This is a genomic window from Caulobacter sp. P1_D6, from assembly GCF_056406095.1.
In genome coordinates this window covers 29,244-43,569 of the sequence record NZ_JBFUAW010000022.1, presented here as the reverse complement: position 1 = coordinate 43,569, position 14,326 = coordinate 29,244, and the positions used below count along the sequence as shown (strand labels likewise).

At 69.2% G+C, this 14,326-nt stretch carries 16 protein-coding genes; 10 read left to right on the top strand and 6 right to left on the bottom strand.

Annotated elements, in window-relative coordinates; genetic code table 11:
• Nucleotides 1–41: 41 nt before the first annotated feature.
• Nucleotides 42–911 carry a 2-dehydropantoate 2-reductase gene (locus AC1DYP_RS13815; protein WP_477046793.1) on the top strand — a complete coding sequence of 290 codons (870 nt, stop codon included), beginning with the start codon at nt 42–44 and terminating at the stop codon, nt 909–911.
• A gap of 154 nt (nt 912–1,065) precedes the next feature.
• Here AC1DYP_RS13815 and AC1DYP_RS13810 read toward each other — a convergent pair whose 3' ends face one another.
• Both AC1DYP_RS13810 and AC1DYP_RS13805 read right to left on the bottom strand, forming a co-directional pair.
• Nucleotides 1,066–1,485 (bottom strand): DUF6491 family protein, encoded by a 420-nt coding sequence (locus AC1DYP_RS13810; RefSeq protein ID WP_477032855.1) that lies wholly within the window; start codon nt 1,483–1,485, stop codon nt 1,066–1,068.
• A 90-nt stretch (nt 1,486–1,575) separates the two neighbouring features.
• Nucleotides 1,576–2,847, bottom strand: coding sequence for a dicarboxylate/amino acid:cation symporter (locus AC1DYP_RS13805; RefSeq protein WP_477046792.1), 1,272 nt, complete (start codon nt 2,845–2,847; stop codon nt 1,576–1,578).
• Between the two features lie 198 nt (nt 2,848–3,045).
• Here AC1DYP_RS13805 and AC1DYP_RS13800 point away from each other — a divergent pair, with 198 nt between their 5' ends.
• The gene (locus AC1DYP_RS13800; protein ID WP_477046791.1) at nt 3,046–4,500 is read left to right on the top strand and encodes an AMP nucleosidase; all 1,455 of its coding nucleotides are present in this window, start codon (nt 3,046–3,048) and stop codon (nt 4,498–4,500) included.
• Between the two features lie 152 nt (nt 4,501–4,652).
• Here AC1DYP_RS13800 and AC1DYP_RS13795 read toward each other — a convergent pair whose 3' ends face one another.
• Nucleotides 4,653–5,420: an alpha/beta fold hydrolase gene (locus AC1DYP_RS13795; protein ID WP_477046790.1), complete on the bottom strand. Its 768-nt coding sequence runs from the start codon at nt 5,418–5,420 to the stop codon at nt 4,653–4,655.
• 76 nt (nt 5,421–5,496) lie between these two features.
• On the opposite strand from AC1DYP_RS13795, the gene AC1DYP_RS13790 reads away from it, so the two are divergent.
• The 6 genes from AC1DYP_RS13790 (at nt 5,497) to AC1DYP_RS13765 (ending at nt 11,424) form a co-directional block, all read left to right on the top strand.
• The gene (locus tag AC1DYP_RS13790; protein ID WP_477046789.1) at nt 5,497–6,057 is read left to right on the top strand and encodes a hypothetical protein; all 561 of its coding nucleotides are present in this window, start codon (nt 5,497–5,499) and stop codon (nt 6,055–6,057) included.
• A 57-nt stretch (nt 6,058–6,114) separates the two neighbouring features.
• Nucleotides 6,115–6,888 carry a tyrosine-protein phosphatase gene (locus AC1DYP_RS13785; RefSeq protein WP_477046788.1) on the top strand — a complete coding sequence of 258 codons (774 nt, stop codon included), beginning with the start codon at nt 6,115–6,117 and terminating at the stop codon, nt 6,886–6,888.
• A gap of 170 nt (nt 6,889–7,058) precedes the next feature.
• Complete coding sequence (locus AC1DYP_RS13780) at nt 7,059–7,499, top strand: hypothetical protein (protein ID WP_477046787.1); 441 nt, start codon at nt 7,059–7,061, stop codon at nt 7,497–7,499.
• Nucleotides 7,500–7,655: 156 nt separating this feature from the next.
• Nucleotides 7,656–9,098 carry an MFS transporter gene (locus tag AC1DYP_RS13775; protein ID WP_477046786.1) on the top strand — a complete coding sequence of 481 codons (1,443 nt, stop codon included), beginning with the start codon at nt 7,656–7,658 and terminating at the stop codon, nt 9,096–9,098.
• 185 nt (nt 9,099–9,283) lie between these two features.
• Nucleotides 9,284–10,639 carry an aminodeoxychorismate synthase, component I gene (gene pabB, locus AC1DYP_RS13770; protein ID WP_477046785.1) on the top strand — a complete coding sequence of 452 codons (1,356 nt, stop codon included), beginning with the start codon at nt 9,284–9,286 and terminating at the stop codon, nt 10,637–10,639.
• On the top strand, nt 10,636–11,424 hold the full coding sequence (locus tag AC1DYP_RS13765) for an aminotransferase class IV (RefSeq protein ID WP_477046784.1): 789 nt from the start codon (nt 10,636–10,638) through the stop codon (nt 11,422–11,424). Before pabB ends, AC1DYP_RS13765 begins: the two co-directional genes overlap by 4 nt.
• Here the strand turns inward: AC1DYP_RS13765 and AC1DYP_RS13760 are convergent.
• The 3 genes from AC1DYP_RS13760 to AC1DYP_RS13750 all read right to left on the bottom strand — a co-directional run bounded on the left by AC1DYP_RS13760 (nt 11,414) and on the right by AC1DYP_RS13750 (nt 13,020).
• On the bottom strand, nt 11,414–11,953 hold the full coding sequence (locus tag AC1DYP_RS13760) for a TadE/TadG family type IV pilus assembly protein (protein ID WP_477046783.1): 540 nt from the start codon (nt 11,951–11,953) through the stop codon (nt 11,414–11,416). The genes AC1DYP_RS13765 and AC1DYP_RS13760 overlap by 11 nt on opposite strands.
• Complete coding sequence (locus AC1DYP_RS13755) at nt 11,950–12,513, bottom strand: TadE/TadG family type IV pilus assembly protein (RefSeq protein WP_477046782.1); 564 nt, start codon at nt 12,511–12,513, stop codon at nt 11,950–11,952. Before AC1DYP_RS13755 ends, AC1DYP_RS13760 begins: the two co-directional genes overlap by 4 nt.
• A gap of 87 nt (nt 12,514–12,600) precedes the next feature.
• A complete protein-coding gene (locus AC1DYP_RS13750) occupies nt 12,601–13,020 on the bottom strand; it encodes a pilus assembly protein N-terminal domain-containing protein (protein WP_477046781.1) in 420 nt (139 codons plus the stop codon).
• Between the two features lie 312 nt (nt 13,021–13,332).
• On the opposite strand from AC1DYP_RS13750, the gene AC1DYP_RS13745 reads away from it, so the two are divergent.
• On the top strand, nt 13,333–13,518 hold the full coding sequence (locus AC1DYP_RS13745) for a Flp family type IVb pilin (RefSeq protein ID WP_477032843.1): 186 nt from the start codon (nt 13,333–13,335) through the stop codon (nt 13,516–13,518).
• A gap of 142 nt (nt 13,519–13,660) precedes the next feature.
• Complete coding sequence (locus AC1DYP_RS13740) at nt 13,661–14,179, top strand: A24 family peptidase (RefSeq protein ID WP_477046780.1); 519 nt, start codon at nt 13,661–13,663, stop codon at nt 14,177–14,179.
• Nucleotides 14,180–14,326 lie beyond the last annotated feature (147 nt).

Sequence of the window (14,326 nt, the reverse complement as noted above, 5' to 3'; positions counted from 1 at the left end):
CCCTCGAAAGGGGGCGGCGTTTCTTTGTTCGGAGTTTGACGATGCGGGTAGCGGTGATCGGACCTGGCGCGGTGGGCGGCGTGATCGCCGCGTGGCTGGCCCAGAACCCGGACCTGACGGTCGAGGTCTGCGCGCGCACCGCGTTCGACCGGCTGGAGGTCGAGACGCCGGGCGGACCGCTGACGGCGACACCGCGGGTGCTGACGGCTCCGGACCAGGCGTCTTCGGTCGATTGGGCGATCATCACCACCAAGACCTATGACGCGGCCGCCACCGGCGCGTGGCTGGACCGGCTGGTGGGCGCGGGAACCCGCGTGGCGGTGTTGCAGAACGGCGTGGAGCACGTCGAACGCTTCACGCCCTATGTGGACGCCGAACGGATCACGCCGGCGGTGGTCGACATCCCCGCCGAGCGCAGCGCGCCCGGCCGCGTGCGCCAGCGCCGCGACGGCACGATCCTGGTCCCGCAAGGCGAGGCGGGCGAGGCCTTCGTGTCGCTGTTCGCCGACACGCCGATCCAGGTCGCCACGACGCCGGACTTCAAGACCGCCGCCTGGAAGAAGCTGGCCCTCAACTGCGCCGGGGCGGTCAACGCCCTGACCCTGAAGCCGTCGGGCGTGGCCCGGCGCGAGCCGATCGCCGACATCATGCGGGCCCTGGTCGGGGAATGCGTGGCGGTGGGCCGGGCCGAGGGCGCCGACCTGCCGTCCGACCTGCCCGAGACGGTGGTCGAAGGCTATCGCTCGGGCCCGGCCGACGGGGTCAATTCCCTGCACGCCGACCGCGCGGCGGGCCGGCCCATGGAGCTGGACGCCCGCAACGGCGTGATTGTCCGCCTGGGCGCGCGGCACGGGATCGCCACGCCGGTCAACGCGATGGTGGTGGCGCTGCTGGAAGCGGCGGCGGAGTAGGGGCGATCAACCCTTCGAGCCTGGTGCGTGGCCCTCGTCCTTCGACAAGCTCAGGATGAGGACCATTGTGCAGGCCGTGCAGTGGAAAACCTCATCCTGAGCTTGTCGAAGGACGAGGTTTTCGCTTCCGAAGCCGTCGATCGGCCTTGCGCCCCTACGGCCGGTCCTTCTTGGGGATCGCCGCGATCTCTTCCTTGGACAGCTTGGTGATCTTCTTGGCCATGATCGGCATGGCCATGCCGTAGCCGTCGGACACCCGCAGGTCGAGGTCGAGCGGGCCGCAGACGGTGTCGACGCCGCGCACGATCGACACCAGGTGCACGCCCGGCGAGGTCAGCATGCTGGTGCCGTGCGACAGGTCCACCTGATAGACGTCGCGATTGCGGACCTTCAGATACAGGGTGTCGCGGTCGGGGGCGCTCCAGTTGTCCCAGTCGGACAGCGCGAAGCAGGTGCGCGCCGGGCGGGGCTTGGCTTGAGCGTCGGGCGCGGCTGGATCGGCGAGGGCCGGAGCGGCGGCGGCCAGCAGGACCGTCGACAGCAGACCGGCCCGGATCATGGATTTGGCGTTCATGTCAGTCTTCCTAAACACGTCAGCGCCTCCCCCCGGAGAAAGAGAGATTGGGCCTCTCTCCCCGGAAGTCAATCAGCGGCGCTTCCAGGTCTAAGCCTTGGCCGGCTCGGCCCGAGGATCGATTGGCGGCTCCGGATCGTCCAGTTCGCCCTCCCACTTGGCGACCACGGCGGCGGCGACCGAATTGCCGACCACGTTGGTGGCGCTGCGGCCCATGTCCAGCAGGTGGTCGACGCCCAGCACCAGGGCGATCCAGGCCTCGGGCAGGCCGAAATAGGTGAGGGTGGCCATGATCACCACCAGCGAGGCGCGCGGCACGCCGGCGATGCCCTTCGACGTCACCATCAGCAGCAGCAGCATGAAGATCTGCTGCTGGACCGACAGGTGCACCCCGTGCGCCTGCAGGATGAACATGGTGGCGAAGGTGCAGTAGAGCATCGAGCCGTCGAGGTTGAACGAATAGCCCAGCGGCAGGACGAACGAGACGATGCGGCGGCGGATGCCCAGCTTGGGCAGGGCGTCCAGGATGCGCGGATAGGCGGCTTCCGAGCTGGCGGTCGAGAAGGCCAGCAGGGCCGGGTCGCGGATCGCGCCGAACAGCGGGACCACCCGCTTGCCCAGCACCAGCCAGCCGGCGATGAACAGCAGAAGCCACAGCGTGCCCATGGTGGCGTAGAAGCCGACCACGAACTTGCCGTAGACCACCAGCATCGACAGGCCCTGGTCGGCGATCGTCGAGGCCAGGGCGCAGAAGATCGCCAGCGGGGCCAGCTTCATAACGAAGCCGGTGACCTTCAGCATGATCTGGGCGCCCTGCTCGGCCAGCTCCAGGATGTGCGGGGCCTTGTTGTCGAGCGAGGCGACGGCGGTGCCGACGAACAGCGAGAAGACGACGATCTGCAGGATCTCGTTCTTGGCCATGGCGTCGAAGATCGAGGTCGGCACCAGGTGGGTCAGGAAGCCCTGCAGGGTGAAGGTCTCGGTCGAGGCGGCCGGGGCCTTGGCGGCCAGGTCGGCGGCTTCGTTCAGCACCAGGCCCGCGCCGGGATGCAGCAGGTGCACCATCAGAAGGCCCAGCAGCAGCGAGACGGCCGAGGCGCTGATGAACCAGCCCATGGTCTTGGCGCCGATCCGGCCCACGGCGGCGGCGTCCTCCATGTGGGCGATGCCGGCCACCAGGGTGGTGAACACCAGCGGGGCGATGATCATCTTGATCAGCCGCAGGAACAGGTCGGTGCCCATCTTGAACCACTTGACCGCCTCGGCGGTCTGGGTCGGGTCGAGATACTGGTTGCAAGCCCAGCCGACCAGGACCCCGAGGACCATGGCGGCGATGATCAGGAAGGCGAAACGTCTATTCATGGGCTCCCCCGACGAGCGCGGGGCTCGTGCGAATTGGTCGAGGCTTTGGGGGCAAGCTTTCCGCCCGCGCGCCCGTCGCCTTGGTCGTTACGACCCTTGTGGCCGACGAAATCGGCTTCGTCCATGCCCCAGGGCCCATGGCGAGCCCACTTCCGGCGTTAGCCTAGAAATGCCCGCGGAACGCTGATATAGGGCGCCATGTCAAACCAAGAAAAAGCAATCGCCGTCGTTGAGCAGCTCAACGTAGAATACGAACGCGCCGTCGACGCCCTGCGGACCGCGCTTCGCGCCTATCTCGAAACCGGAGCCCGCCCCGACCCGCAGACGCGGTTCGACGGCACGTTCGCCTATCCGGAACTGCGCCTGATCTACGATCCCGAGGCCCTGCCGCCCAAGCTGGCGCGCTCGTACGCCCGGGTCAGCCGGCCCGGCGTCTACGCCACCACGATCACCAAGCCCAACCAGTTCCGCGACTACCTGGTCGAGCAGCTGACCCTGCTGCTGAACGACTTCGAGGTCGAGATCGAGATCGACCGGTCCAGCCAGGAGATCCCCTATCCCTATGTGCTGGACGCCACGATCGACCTGAACCAGGCCGACGTCCGCAGCGAGGACATCGCCCGCTTCTTCCCGACCACGGACCTGGCCTTCATCGGCGACGAGATCGCCGACGGGGTCTGGAACCCGGCGATGGAGGAGGCCCGGCCGCTGGCCCTGTTCGACGGCCTGCGCACCGACTTCTCGCTGGCCCGCCTGCGCCACTACACCGGCGCCCCGGCCGAGCACGTCCAGCAGTTCATCCTGTTCACCAACTACCATCGCTATGTCGACGAGTTCGTGCGCTGGGGCATCGAGCAACTGGGCCAGGAAGGCAGTCCCTACGAGGCGCTGTCGTGCTCGGGCGGCCTGATGATCACCGCCAACACCGCCAATCCCGAACTGGCGGTGGCGGAGTCGACCTGGCGCAAGCACCAGATGCCGGCCTACCACCTGATGGCGCCCGGCGGCCGGGGGATCACCCTGGTCAACATCGGCGTCGGCCCGTCCAACGCCAAGACCATCTGCGACCACCTGGCCGTGCTGCGCCCGCAGGCCTGGCTGATGATCGGCCACTGCGGCGGCCTGCGCGACACCCAGACCATCGGCGACTACGTGCTGGCCCACGCCTATCTGCGCGACGACCACGTGCTGGACGCCGTGCTGCCGCCCGAGATCCCGGTGCCGTCGATCGCCGAGGTCCAGCGCGCCCTCTACGACGCCGCCAAGGCGATCAGCGGCGACTCGGGCGATCAGCTGAAGAAGCGCTTGCGGACGGGCACGGTGGTCACCACCGACGACCGCAACTGGGAACTGCGCCACAGCCTCTCGGCCCTGCGCTTCAACCAGAGCCGGGCGGTGGCCATCGACATGGAGTCGGCGACCATCTCGGCCCAGGGCTACCGCTTCCGGGTGCCGTACGGGACGCTGCTCTGCGTGTCCGACAAGCCCCTGCACGGCGAGATCAAGCTGCCGGGCCAGGCCAACGCCTTCTACGAGCGGGCGATCAGCCAGCACCTGCAGATCGGCATCCTGACCTGCAAGCTGCTGCTGGAAGAGGGCCCGAACCTGCACTCGCGCAAGCTCCGGGCGTTCGACGAGCCGCCGTTCCGCTAAGCCGACCATCCAAGGTCCTCCCCCTGTGGGGAGGTGTCGCCCGTAGGGCGACGGAGGGGGAGTGATCGGGCGATGGCCAGATCTGGATCTTCAGTCCCAAAACTCCCCCCCACCGATCGCTGCGCGATCGCCTCCCCCACAGGGGGAGGGCCTTACTCGGCTTGGCTCAGGAATCCCACGATCACCTCCGCCAGCGCCGGCTCCATCACCGCGCTCAGGTGATCCCCCGGAACCCGCGTCCCACGCGCGTTCCCCATCATCCCCGCCAGCCGCTCGACCGAGCCGTTGTCGTCGTCCCGCTGCCCGGCCACCACCAGGGTCGGGACGTCGATCGCCGCGATCTCCGCCGCCGACGTCGCCGCGAACGAGGTCAGCACCCCCAGCATCGCCTCCGGCTTCAGCCCGCCCGCCGCCATCATCGCATGGACCCGCCGTCCGGCCCGGGGATCCTGGGCCGCGTCGCCGTTCCGGATGCTGTCCTCGAACATCGCCGCCCGCGCGCCGGCCGCCATCAGCCCGCTGTCGCCCATGCCGCCCAGCACCAGCTTCCGGGGCCGCGCCCCGCGCACCAGCATCCGCACGGCCGTGCGCGCGCCCAGCGAATAGCCGACCAGGTCGTAGTCCTTCAGGCCCAGGTGGGCGATCAGCGCTTCCTGGTCCATGGCCAGCACGTCGCGCGGCCAGGCGGCGGGATCGGTCGGGGCGTCCGAGCGGCCGTGGCCGCGCAGGTCGGGAGCGATCACCCGGCGGCCCGTCGCGGCGACGGCGGCGGCGATCCCGGGCAGGAGCCAGTTGGTCTCGGCGCTGGCCAGGAACCCATGCAGCATCAGGGTGGGCCAGCCTTCGCCCCCCGAACCGCACAGCGTGCGGTAGCCCAATGAGACGCCGTCGAAGCTCTGGAAGCGGTGCAGGTCGGTCATGGCGGCAGAGTGGCTCGCCTGAGCGCGAGCGGTCCAGCCTCTTGATTTCCTGATGAGGGCCGCACAACCTCCGGTCATGAAAAAGTCCGTCCTCCCGCTCGCCCTGTCCGCCATCGCTGTCGCTTTCGCGGGCGTGGCCTTCTCCGGCGTGACGGACGATCTCGCCCCCAAGGTGACGCGGTCCAGCGCCGTCGCCGTCGTCCGCGATGTCTGCTTCGCCCCGGCCTCATCTCGTGCGGTCCTGCGCGAGGCGCGGCGAACGGCCGGCGAGACCGTGCGCGACGACGCTTTGCCCGCTCTGTTGCAGGGCGCTGGCGCGGGCGACTGGCAGGTCGTCAAGCGGATCAGCCTGGACGGCCGGCCGGCGTTCCTGACGGTCGGCGACACGGGCGGCACGTCGATGTGCCGGGTCTATTTCCAACAGGATGACGTCCAGGTCATGGCGGACGCGCTTCCAGGCCAGATCGTGCTGGGCGCGCCGCTGGGCCGGCCGGACGACGCGGGTGTGCTGACCCGGCCCGCAGGCTGGCCGTTCGTCGACTGGCATGTCTCCCGAAAAGAGGGCTGGAGCTCGGTCGCCTATGCCCACGATCCGCGTTCGGCCTGGCGCACGGTCGAGGTCACCCGCGGCGGGTGACGTCGTGCCGTAACGGCCGTCTCGCTTTCGTCACCGCGCGGCGCTAACAAGCCGGCCATGACCCGTCATATCGTTCTGCAAGGCGTCGAGAACTTCCGCGACTTCGGCGACTACGCCGCCGGCGAGGGCCGGCTGAAGAAGGGCGTGCTGTTCCGCGCCGCCCACCAGGCCGAGGCCACCGACGACGACCTGGCCGCCATGGCCGACCTGAACCTCTGCACCATCGTCGACCTGCGCCGCCCCAACGAGCGCCAGCGCGATCCGTCGCGGCGCTGGGAAGGCTTCGCCGCCGAGGTGATCGACAACGACCTGGGCGTGACCGGCGAGGATCCCTGGCACACCTTCCTGCGGGACTCGGACCTGTCGGTGGAGTCGATCCGCGGCTACCTGGTCGAGTACTATCGCCGCGCGCCGTTCGCCGAGCGGCACCTGGACCTGTTCCGCCGCTACTTCCAGGCCCTGGGCGCCGGGCGCGGTCCGGTGCTGATCCACTGCGCGGCGGGCAAGGACCGCACCGGCCTGCTGGCCGCCCTGACCCATCACGTGGCGGGGGTGGGCGACGACGACATCGTCGACGACTACCTGCTGACCAACAGCGAGGACTTCTTCGCCCGCCGCGCCCCCCGGATGGCCGACCGCCTCGAGGCCGAGCTCGGCCGCCGTCCGTCCGACGCGGCGATGCGCGCGGCCCTGGGCGTCGAAGCCGAGTACCTGGCCACGGCGATCGCCGAGATGAAGGCCCGGTACGGCTCGCTCGACGGCTACCTGGAACAGGCGCTCGGCCTGGACGCGGCGGGACGCGAGGCGGTGCGGACCCATATCCTGCTGTAGCCGACCGTCACTTTTTTCTCCCGAACTTCCCGTCATTCCCGCTCTCGTGTGGGGCGCCGCCGCCGGCAAACCCGACCGCCCGCGCCAACAATGGACACGCTGATCGCCAGCTTGGGGTGGAGGGAAGACCCGCGCCTGCTATGTCATGCGACATGACAGAAGCTCTCACCGTGCTCGATCTCGGCGCGACCTGGCGCAGTGGTGCTCCGGAGCCTTTCATGCTGGCGGGGGAGCATCGGCTGCGACTCTTGTTCCATGCGAAAGCGGTGTCGGGGCAAGAGACGATCGCGATATTGCGGGTGGACGATCAGGTCGCGCTCAATTTTGGATTGCCCCATGAGGACAGCTCAGGCGCACATCGCCTCGCGGCTTGCGGGTTTGAGATGGAGTCCGCGTTTGAAGTCGTGAACTCGGCCTGGATCGATGATCTGAAGCGGATGGAAGGCGAGGGCTGGCAGCCCAACCTCGCGTGGCTCGCACGTCAGAGACACTTCATCTTTTCATTTCGAGACCGAGTGCTCGAGGTGGTCGCACCTTCCTTTCAGTTCGAACTGACGGACGAGCCTTACGACGTGGCCCTTGGTCGTATGGTGGACGAGGCGCTCGCCTAGGATCCGTCGCGAGCGCCGCGCGGGAATGACGGCCTATGGGAAACGCCGAGGCTGAAACCCAAGCTCGCATTCCCTTCGTGACAAACGCCCGTTTCAAAGCCACGCTCCGCCCAAGCCGCCGCGTCAGACGACGGCCCTGTAATAGGGTGGAACCGCATGAGTGAGTTCTCGGCCGCCGCGGCGGTCCCGGCGAGCGGCGAACCGATCGCCCCGCTGAAGTCGGGCCTGCCGCGCGGCGCCCTCGCCTGGATCCTGCAGCAGGGCGCGCGCGACCCCTATGTGATCCTGATCACCATCTACATCTTCTCGCCCTACTTCTCGCGGGTGCTGGTCGGCGACCCAGTGGCGGGACAGGCCCTGGTGGCCAACATCTCCACCACCTACGGCCTGCTGACCGCCCTGACCGCGCCGCTGCTGGGGGCGATGATCGAGCAGTACGGGCCGCGCAAGCCGATGCTGGGCATCGTGCTGGGGATCATGGTCCCGGCCCTGGTCGCCCTGTGGTGGGCCATGCCGAGCGGCGGACTGCCGCTGATGGCGACCAGCACGCTGCTGATCGTCCTGGGCCTGGTCTATAACTGGGGCGACGTGCTGAGCAATTCGCTGCTGGGCCGCGCCGCCGGCGACGTTCCCGGCCGCGCCGCCCTGATCTCGGGCCTGGGCTACGCCGTGGCCAACGGCCTGTCGGTGGCCCTGCTGATCTTCATGCTGTGGGGCATGGTGCTGCCCGGCCAGGTCGACTGGCCGGGCGTGCCGCACGCTCCGCTGTTCGGCCTGGACCCGGCCAAGAACGAGCCCAGCCGGATCTCCGGACCCATGGCGGCGGCGGTGATGCTGCTGGGCGCGATCCCGTTCTTCCTGTGGACCCCCGACGCCGTGCGCACCGGCCGCAGCTGGATGACCAGCATGCGGGCCGGGATCGCCATGCTGCGCGACATCTTCGCCAACCTGCGCGGCCATCGCGACGTCGCCGTCTTCCTGGGCGCGCGCATGCTCTACAACGACGGCATGACGGCCCTGCTGGTGTTCGGCGGGCTGCTGGCCGCCGGCCTGATGAAGTGGGGCGCGCTGGAGATGCTGGCCTACGGAATCTCGCTGAGCATCTTCGGGGTGATCGGCGGCCTGGTCGCGCCTTGGCTCGACCGGGTGCTGGGGCCGCGCAAGGCCGTGCAGATCGAGATCGCCGGCTCGCTGGCGGTGTTGGTCGCCACCCTGGGCATGAGCCGCGAGAAGATCCTGTACTTCTGGGCCTACGACCCTGCGGCCCACGCGCCGATCTGGAACGGACCGCTGTTCCGCACCGCGCCCGAGCTGATCTATCTGGGCCTGGGCCTGCTGATCGCGGTGTTCGTCACCGCCCAGTACGCGTCCAGCCGCACCCTGCTGATCCGCCTGTGCCCGCCCGACAAGACCGCGGCCTTCTTCGGGCTGTACGCCCTGTCGGGCACGGCCACGGTGTGGCTGGGCTCGCTGCTGGTGGCCCTGGCCACGGCGATCTTCAAGAGCCAGGTCGGCGGCTTCCTGCCCATCGCGGCCCTGCTGGGGCTGGGGTTCTGCGGGCTGTTCCTGGTGCGGGGCGGCGACCCGGAGACGACCTGAGAACGTTTGCTCCGAAACCGACAACCTCTTCCTCCGTCTCCCCGGCGAAGGCCGGGGCCCAGGTGAAACCCACGAGCGGCTCTGGATGAATCTGGGTCCCGGCCTTCGCCGGGAAGGCGGAGGTTGAAAGGCCGCGCTGGCCTTGGCCCATGGCGTCGAAGAGCCAGCGGCGGTATCACCCGCCGATGCGTCATGTCGTCCTCATCAGCGCCCCCTGGCGCGACCCGGTCTGGGCCGCGGCCCCGTGGCGGGACGAACCCTTCGCCTGCGCGATGATTTCCGGCGGCCAGGCGGGGCGGTGGTCCTACCTGCTGCGCGACCCGGACGCGACGCTGGCGGTGACCGCCCCCTCTCCCCTGAATGACGATCCCCGCGATCCGTTCGCCGCCCTGGCCGAGTTGATCGGGCCGCCCCAGGGCATGGACCCCGACGGCCCGCCGTTCCAGGGCGGGGTCGTGGGCCTGGCCGCCTACGAGCTGGGCGACCGGGTCGAGCACCTGGACCTGCCGCGCACCGGCTGGCCCGACCTGGCCTGCGCCCGCTATCCGGCCCTGCTGGCCTTCGACCACCTGCAGCGCCGGGTGCTGGCGATCGGCCGGGGCGGATCGCAGAGCTTCGCGCGGGCCCGCGCCGAGGCGGCCCTGGGCTGGCTGAGCGCCGCCTCGCCGGACATGCACGAAGGGACGCTGTGCGACGCCCTGAGCGTCAGCGACGGCGAGGCCTACGAAGCCGCCGTGGCCGAGGTGGTCGAGCGCATCGTCGGCGGCGAGATCTTCCAGGCCAACATCGCCCGCGCCTGGACCGGACGCCTGGCCGACGGCGCCCATCCGTTCGACCTGTTCGCCCGCCTGCGCGCCGACAGTCCCGCGCCGTTCTCGGCCTATCTGCGCCTGCCGGGCCGGGCCCTGGTGTCCAACTCGCCCGAGCGGTTCCTCAAGGTGACCGGCGGCGACCTGACGATCGAGACCCGGCCGATCAAGGGCACCCGCCCGCGCGGCGCCGACCAGGCCGAGGACGCGCTGCTGATGGCCGAGCTGTCGGCCAGCGCCAAGGACCGGGCCGAGAACCTGATGATCGTCGACCTGATGCGCAACGACCTGGCCCGGGTCAGCCCGCCCGGCAGCGTCGCTGTGCCCGAGCTGTTCCGGGTCGAGACCTTCGCCAACGTCCATCACCTGGTCTCGACGGTGACGGGCAAGCTGGCCCCCGGCCTGGCGGCCGCCGACCTGCTGCGCGCGGCCTTCCCGCCCGGTTCGATCACCGGCGCGCCCAAGGTCCAGGCCATGAAGGTGATCGCCCAGCTGGAAACCGCGCGCGGGCCCTATTGCGGTTCGCTGTTCTGGGCCGGCGTCGAYGGGGCGCTGGAGTCCAGCGTGCTGATCCGCACGGTCGGCCTTGAACAGGACTCCGCTGGATGGCGTTTGGAGGCGAGGGCCGGAGCGGGCATCGTCGCCGACAGCGATCCCCACGCCGAGCGCCTGGAGACCGAAGCCAAGTTCGCCGCCCTGCGCCGGGCCCTGATGGAGCCGCCCCGCGGATGACAGCCTTCCCTCTGGACGATCGCGGCCTGCTGCTGGGCGACGGCCTGTTCGAGACCCTGCTGTGGACCGGCGACGGCTTGCCGCATCTCGACGCCCACCTGTCGCGGATGGCGGCCGGCTGCGAGACCCTGGGCCTTCCCGCCTTCGACCTGGACCAGGCCCGCGCGCTGTGCCTGGCCGCGCCGAACGAGGCGGGGCTGGACGAGGTCCGCGCCGCCGTGCGGCTGACCCTGACGGCTGGCTCGGGCGGTCGGGGCCTGGATCGTCCGGACGCGCCCGTGCTGCGGCTGGCGGCCAGCGCCGCACCCGCGCCGCCCGTGACCACGCCGGTCGACCTGGTCCTGGCCAGGACTCGCCGCAACGAAGGTTCGCCCGCCGCCCGGCTGAAGACCCTGTCCTATCTCGACAACGTCCTGGCCCGGGCCGAGGCCAAGGCGGCGGGAGCCGACGAGGCGGTGATGCGCAACAACCACGGCGACCTGACCTGCGCGGCGGCCGCCAACCTGTTCTGGATCGCGGAGGGGCGGCTGTTCACCCCGGCCCTGCATTGCGGCGTGCTGAGCGGCATCGCCCGGGGGCGGGTGCTGGAGGCGGCGCGGACGCTGGACGTCGAGGTCCACGAGGTGGCGACCGGGGCCGAGGCCCTGGACGAGGCCGAGGCGGTGTTCCTGACCAACAGCCTGATCGGCGTGCGGCCGGCCCGGCGGTTCGAGGGCGAGACCTTCGGTCCCCACGCGCTGGTCGAGCGCCTGGCCGACGCCGTGCGCGAGGGGGTCAGCTCTTGACCCGGGTCACCTGGTCGGCGAGGCGCGGGCGCAGATAGAAGGTGCGGCGGAAGGTCATGGTCTGGGGGATGATGACCTTGAACATCGAGTTGTACTCGTAGCTGGCCTTGCTCATGATCACGCTCTGGCTGGCCGGCAGCACGGCGGGCGGGATGACGATCGGGTCGTTGGCCTTGGGGCAGTCGGCCTGAGCGCTTGAGCTTTCCGCCCAGACGACCCTGTCCCGGCCCTGGGCGTCGGAGGCGATGCTGACGATGCACATCTTCAGGCTCGAGGTCGGGAACGGCGCCATCATCACCTGGCCGGCGACGAAGATGTCTTTGCTGCCGGCGTCGGTGAGGGTCTGCTCGCGGGCCACCACGTCGCCCATCGAGGCGGTCAGGTGGCTCAGGCGCCGCTGGGCCATCATCGCTTCGGTCAGTTCGGCCATGCCGAAATAGAACAGCATCAGCAGCGGCAGGATCAGGGCGAACTCGACGGCCGAAACGCCGCGGCGGTCGCGCCAGAAGCGGGAAAGGCGGCGGGTCATGTGCATTTGATCGCGACGGGGGTTTCCGAATAGGGCTCGTTGACGAACACGGCCGCGAACATCACCTCGCGATTGCCGTCCGAGCCGCCAACCGCCTCCTGCAGCAGCGGCGTGAAGATCGGCCACTTGTAGTAGCCGCGCACCAACATGATCGATTTCGGGCCGCCGGTGTCGAAGCAGACGGCGTCGGTCTTGGGCTTGGTCAGGTCCTTGGCCTTGGCGAAGCTGGGCAGGACGCGGACGTCGAGGGTGATCGAGGTCTGGCAGGACGAGCCCAGCCAGGACATCTCGTTGCACACCGCCGTGGTGAATTGCGCGCGGGTCGTGGCCTGGTAGTCGCCGGTGCGGATCCTGCGATCGGCGGTCATCATCGCGTTTTCCAGGCTCATCGACACCAGGAAGGTGAGGCCCAGCTCGATGATCGCGAACACCAGGATCAGGAAGGGGATGGCGACGAAGGCGAACTCGATCGCCGCCGCGCCGTCGTCGGCGCGGGTGAAGCGGCGCAGCAGGCCCAGGCGGGCCGGAAGCTGGCGATGGTGTCGGGCTCGATCGGCCATGGCGGCGTCCGCGTCAGCGCCTTTAGGAAACGGCAGGCGGCGCAATCTAGGCCGGGCGTCCCTAATCAGGGGTTTAGGCCGGCGACTTTACGGCGTGGCGGCGGCCGGCGCGGGCGCGGCGGGGGCGGTGGTCGAGCCCAGCAGCGAGCAGCGATCGCCGCAAGCGTAGGTCGCGGCGTTGAGGCCGCGCTGGACCACGACCGCCTGGCTCGGAACGTCGGAGACCACCACGTCGCGGTCGGCCAGGGCCCGTCCACGTCCGTCGAAGGCCAGGACGGTGGTCGCGCCGGCCTTCTTGCCCAGCACCACCAGGGTGCGTTCGTTGATCAGGCTGACGTCGGCCACCGACGGGTCGCCCACCACGATGTCGCGCACCGGGGCGCTCAGCACGATTCGCGCGGCGCTGCCGGCGCTCACCGATAGGGGCGCGGCCGGGCTGTCGGCGAGGGCGGCCGTGGCGGCGGAGAGGCTCAGACCGGCGCAGAGGGCGAGAGTCAGGCGGCGCATGAAGATGTCTTCCCAGGCTTTGTATGCGATGAGATTGCCTCGGAATGGTCAATAAAGAACTAAGCTCGATGCTTGTGTATTCTTTCCGACAATTGAGAAAACGTTGGCGGATAAGGGGTTTTTCGCCCTTTGGTAATGGCATAGTTAAGAGAAGATAATGGTAAACCAAAATAAACCATCGAAAAAATTCGCGAAACTATCCGCTGTTTACTGGGCATTAAGCGAGGTGGGCGAAATTGATCGTGTTTTCGGGGGTGAGCAAGTCGACACGGCTTGAGAGCCCAGATCCACTTACTGACCAGGAGATCCAACATGTCGAAGTTCGTCACCCGCTTCCTGAAAGATGAATCCGGCGCGACCGCCATCGAGTATGGCCTGATCGTCGCCCTGATCGCCGTCGTGATCGCCACGATCGTCACCACGCTCGGCACCAACCTGCGCACCACCTTCGACAACGCCAACAAGAAGGTCGAGGCGGCCAACACCCCCGCCCCGTAAGGCGAGACCTTCCCGAAAAGAGGGCCCCGGCGGAAACGCCGGGGCCTTTTTTTACGTCTGAAGGCAGGCGGTTTCCGACCGTTTCAACGATTGCTTCACGCGATTGGCCCAGGGTGGGGTCGATCAACCAGGCTAGGCCGCCATGCAGACCTTTCAGTTCGCCCTGCTGCTCATCTTCCCCGCGCTGGTCGTCGTCGCCGCGCTGAAGGACGCCACCAGCTATACGATCCCAAACTGGATCTCCCTGGCCCTGATCGTCGCCTTCGGGCCGATCGCCTTCATCAGCGGCGCCTCGCTGGGGACCATCGGCGTGTGCCTGGCCGCCGGGTTGGTCGCCCTGCTCGCGGGCATGGGCATGTTCGCGGCCGGCTGGATCGGCGGCGGCGACGCCAAGCTGTTCGCGGCCTCGGTCCTATGGCTGGGCTGGCCCGCGTCCCTGCCGTTCATGCTGACCACCGGCATGGCCGGCGGCGCCCTGACCCTGGGCCTCCTGAGCCTGCGCTCGGGCTGGTTCGAGCCGGTCCTGGCCGGCAGCCCCGCCTGGATCCGCAAGCTGGGCGCCAAGGACGGCGACATCCCCTACGGCGTGGCCATCGCGGTCGGCGCCCTGGCGGCTTTCCCGCAAGGCGCCCTGACCCTGGCCGTCGGCGCCCACGGCTGAGGCGGTCGCGGACCAGGGGCGCCCCGCGTCAGCCTGTCGCGCCCGCCGCCTCGCCTTTCGGAGCGTTGCCTTTAGCCGCTGTTAACCATGGCCGCGCGAGTGTGCGACGCGGCCAGAAGGGCCGTTCGACGATTTGTGCGTGATCGC

Bases quoted from the DNA above. Each gene is read 5' to 3' on its own strand.
- AC1DYP_RS13815 (WP_477046793.1), top strand. From the start codon at position 42: ATGCGGGTAGCGGTGATCGGACCTGGCGCGGTGGGCGGCGTGATCGCC.
- AC1DYP_RS13810 (WP_477032855.1), bottom strand. From the start codon at position 1,485: ATGAACGCCAAATCCATGATCCGGGCCGGTCTGCTGTCGACGGTCCTG.
- AC1DYP_RS13805 (WP_477046792.1), bottom strand. From the start codon at position 2,847: ATGAATAGACGTTTCGCCTTCCTGATCATCGCCGCCATGGTCCTCGGG.
- AC1DYP_RS13800 (WP_477046791.1), top strand. From the start codon at position 3,046: ATGTCAAACCAAGAAAAAGCAATCGCCGTCGTTGAGCAGCTCAACGTA.
- AC1DYP_RS13795 (WP_477046790.1), bottom strand. From the start codon at position 5,420: ATGACCGACCTGCACCGCTTCCAGAGCTTCGACGGCGTCTCATTGGGC.
- AC1DYP_RS13790 (WP_477046789.1), top strand. From the start codon at position 5,497: ATGAAAAAGTCCGTCCTCCCGCTCGCCCTGTCCGCCATCGCTGTCGCT.
- AC1DYP_RS13785 (WP_477046788.1), top strand. From the start codon at position 6,115: ATGACCCGTCATATCGTTCTGCAAGGCGTCGAGAACTTCCGCGACTTC.
- AC1DYP_RS13775 (WP_477046786.1), top strand. From the start codon at position 7,656: ATGAGTGAGTTCTCGGCCGCCGCGGCGGTCCCGGCGAGCGGCGAACCG.
- AC1DYP_RS13765 (WP_477046784.1), top strand. From the start codon at position 10,636: ATGACAGCCTTCCCTCTGGACGATCGCGGCCTGCTGCTGGGCGACGGC.
- AC1DYP_RS13760 (WP_477046783.1), bottom strand. From the start codon at position 11,953: ATGACCCGCCGCCTTTCCCGCTTCTGGCGCGACCGCCGCGGCGTTTCG.
- AC1DYP_RS13755 (WP_477046782.1), bottom strand. From the start codon at position 12,513: ATGGCCGATCGAGCCCGACACCATCGCCAGCTTCCGGCCCGCCTGGGC.
- AC1DYP_RS13750 (WP_477046781.1), bottom strand. From the start codon at position 13,020: ATGCGCCGCCTGACTCTCGCCCTCTGCGCCGGTCTGAGCCTCTCCGCC.
- AC1DYP_RS13745 (WP_477032843.1), top strand. From the start codon at position 13,333: ATGTCGAAGTTCGTCACCCGCTTCCTGAAAGATGAATCCGGCGCGACC.
- AC1DYP_RS13740 (WP_477046780.1), top strand. From the start codon at position 13,661: ATGCAGACCTTTCAGTTCGCCCTGCTGCTCATCTTCCCCGCGCTGGTC.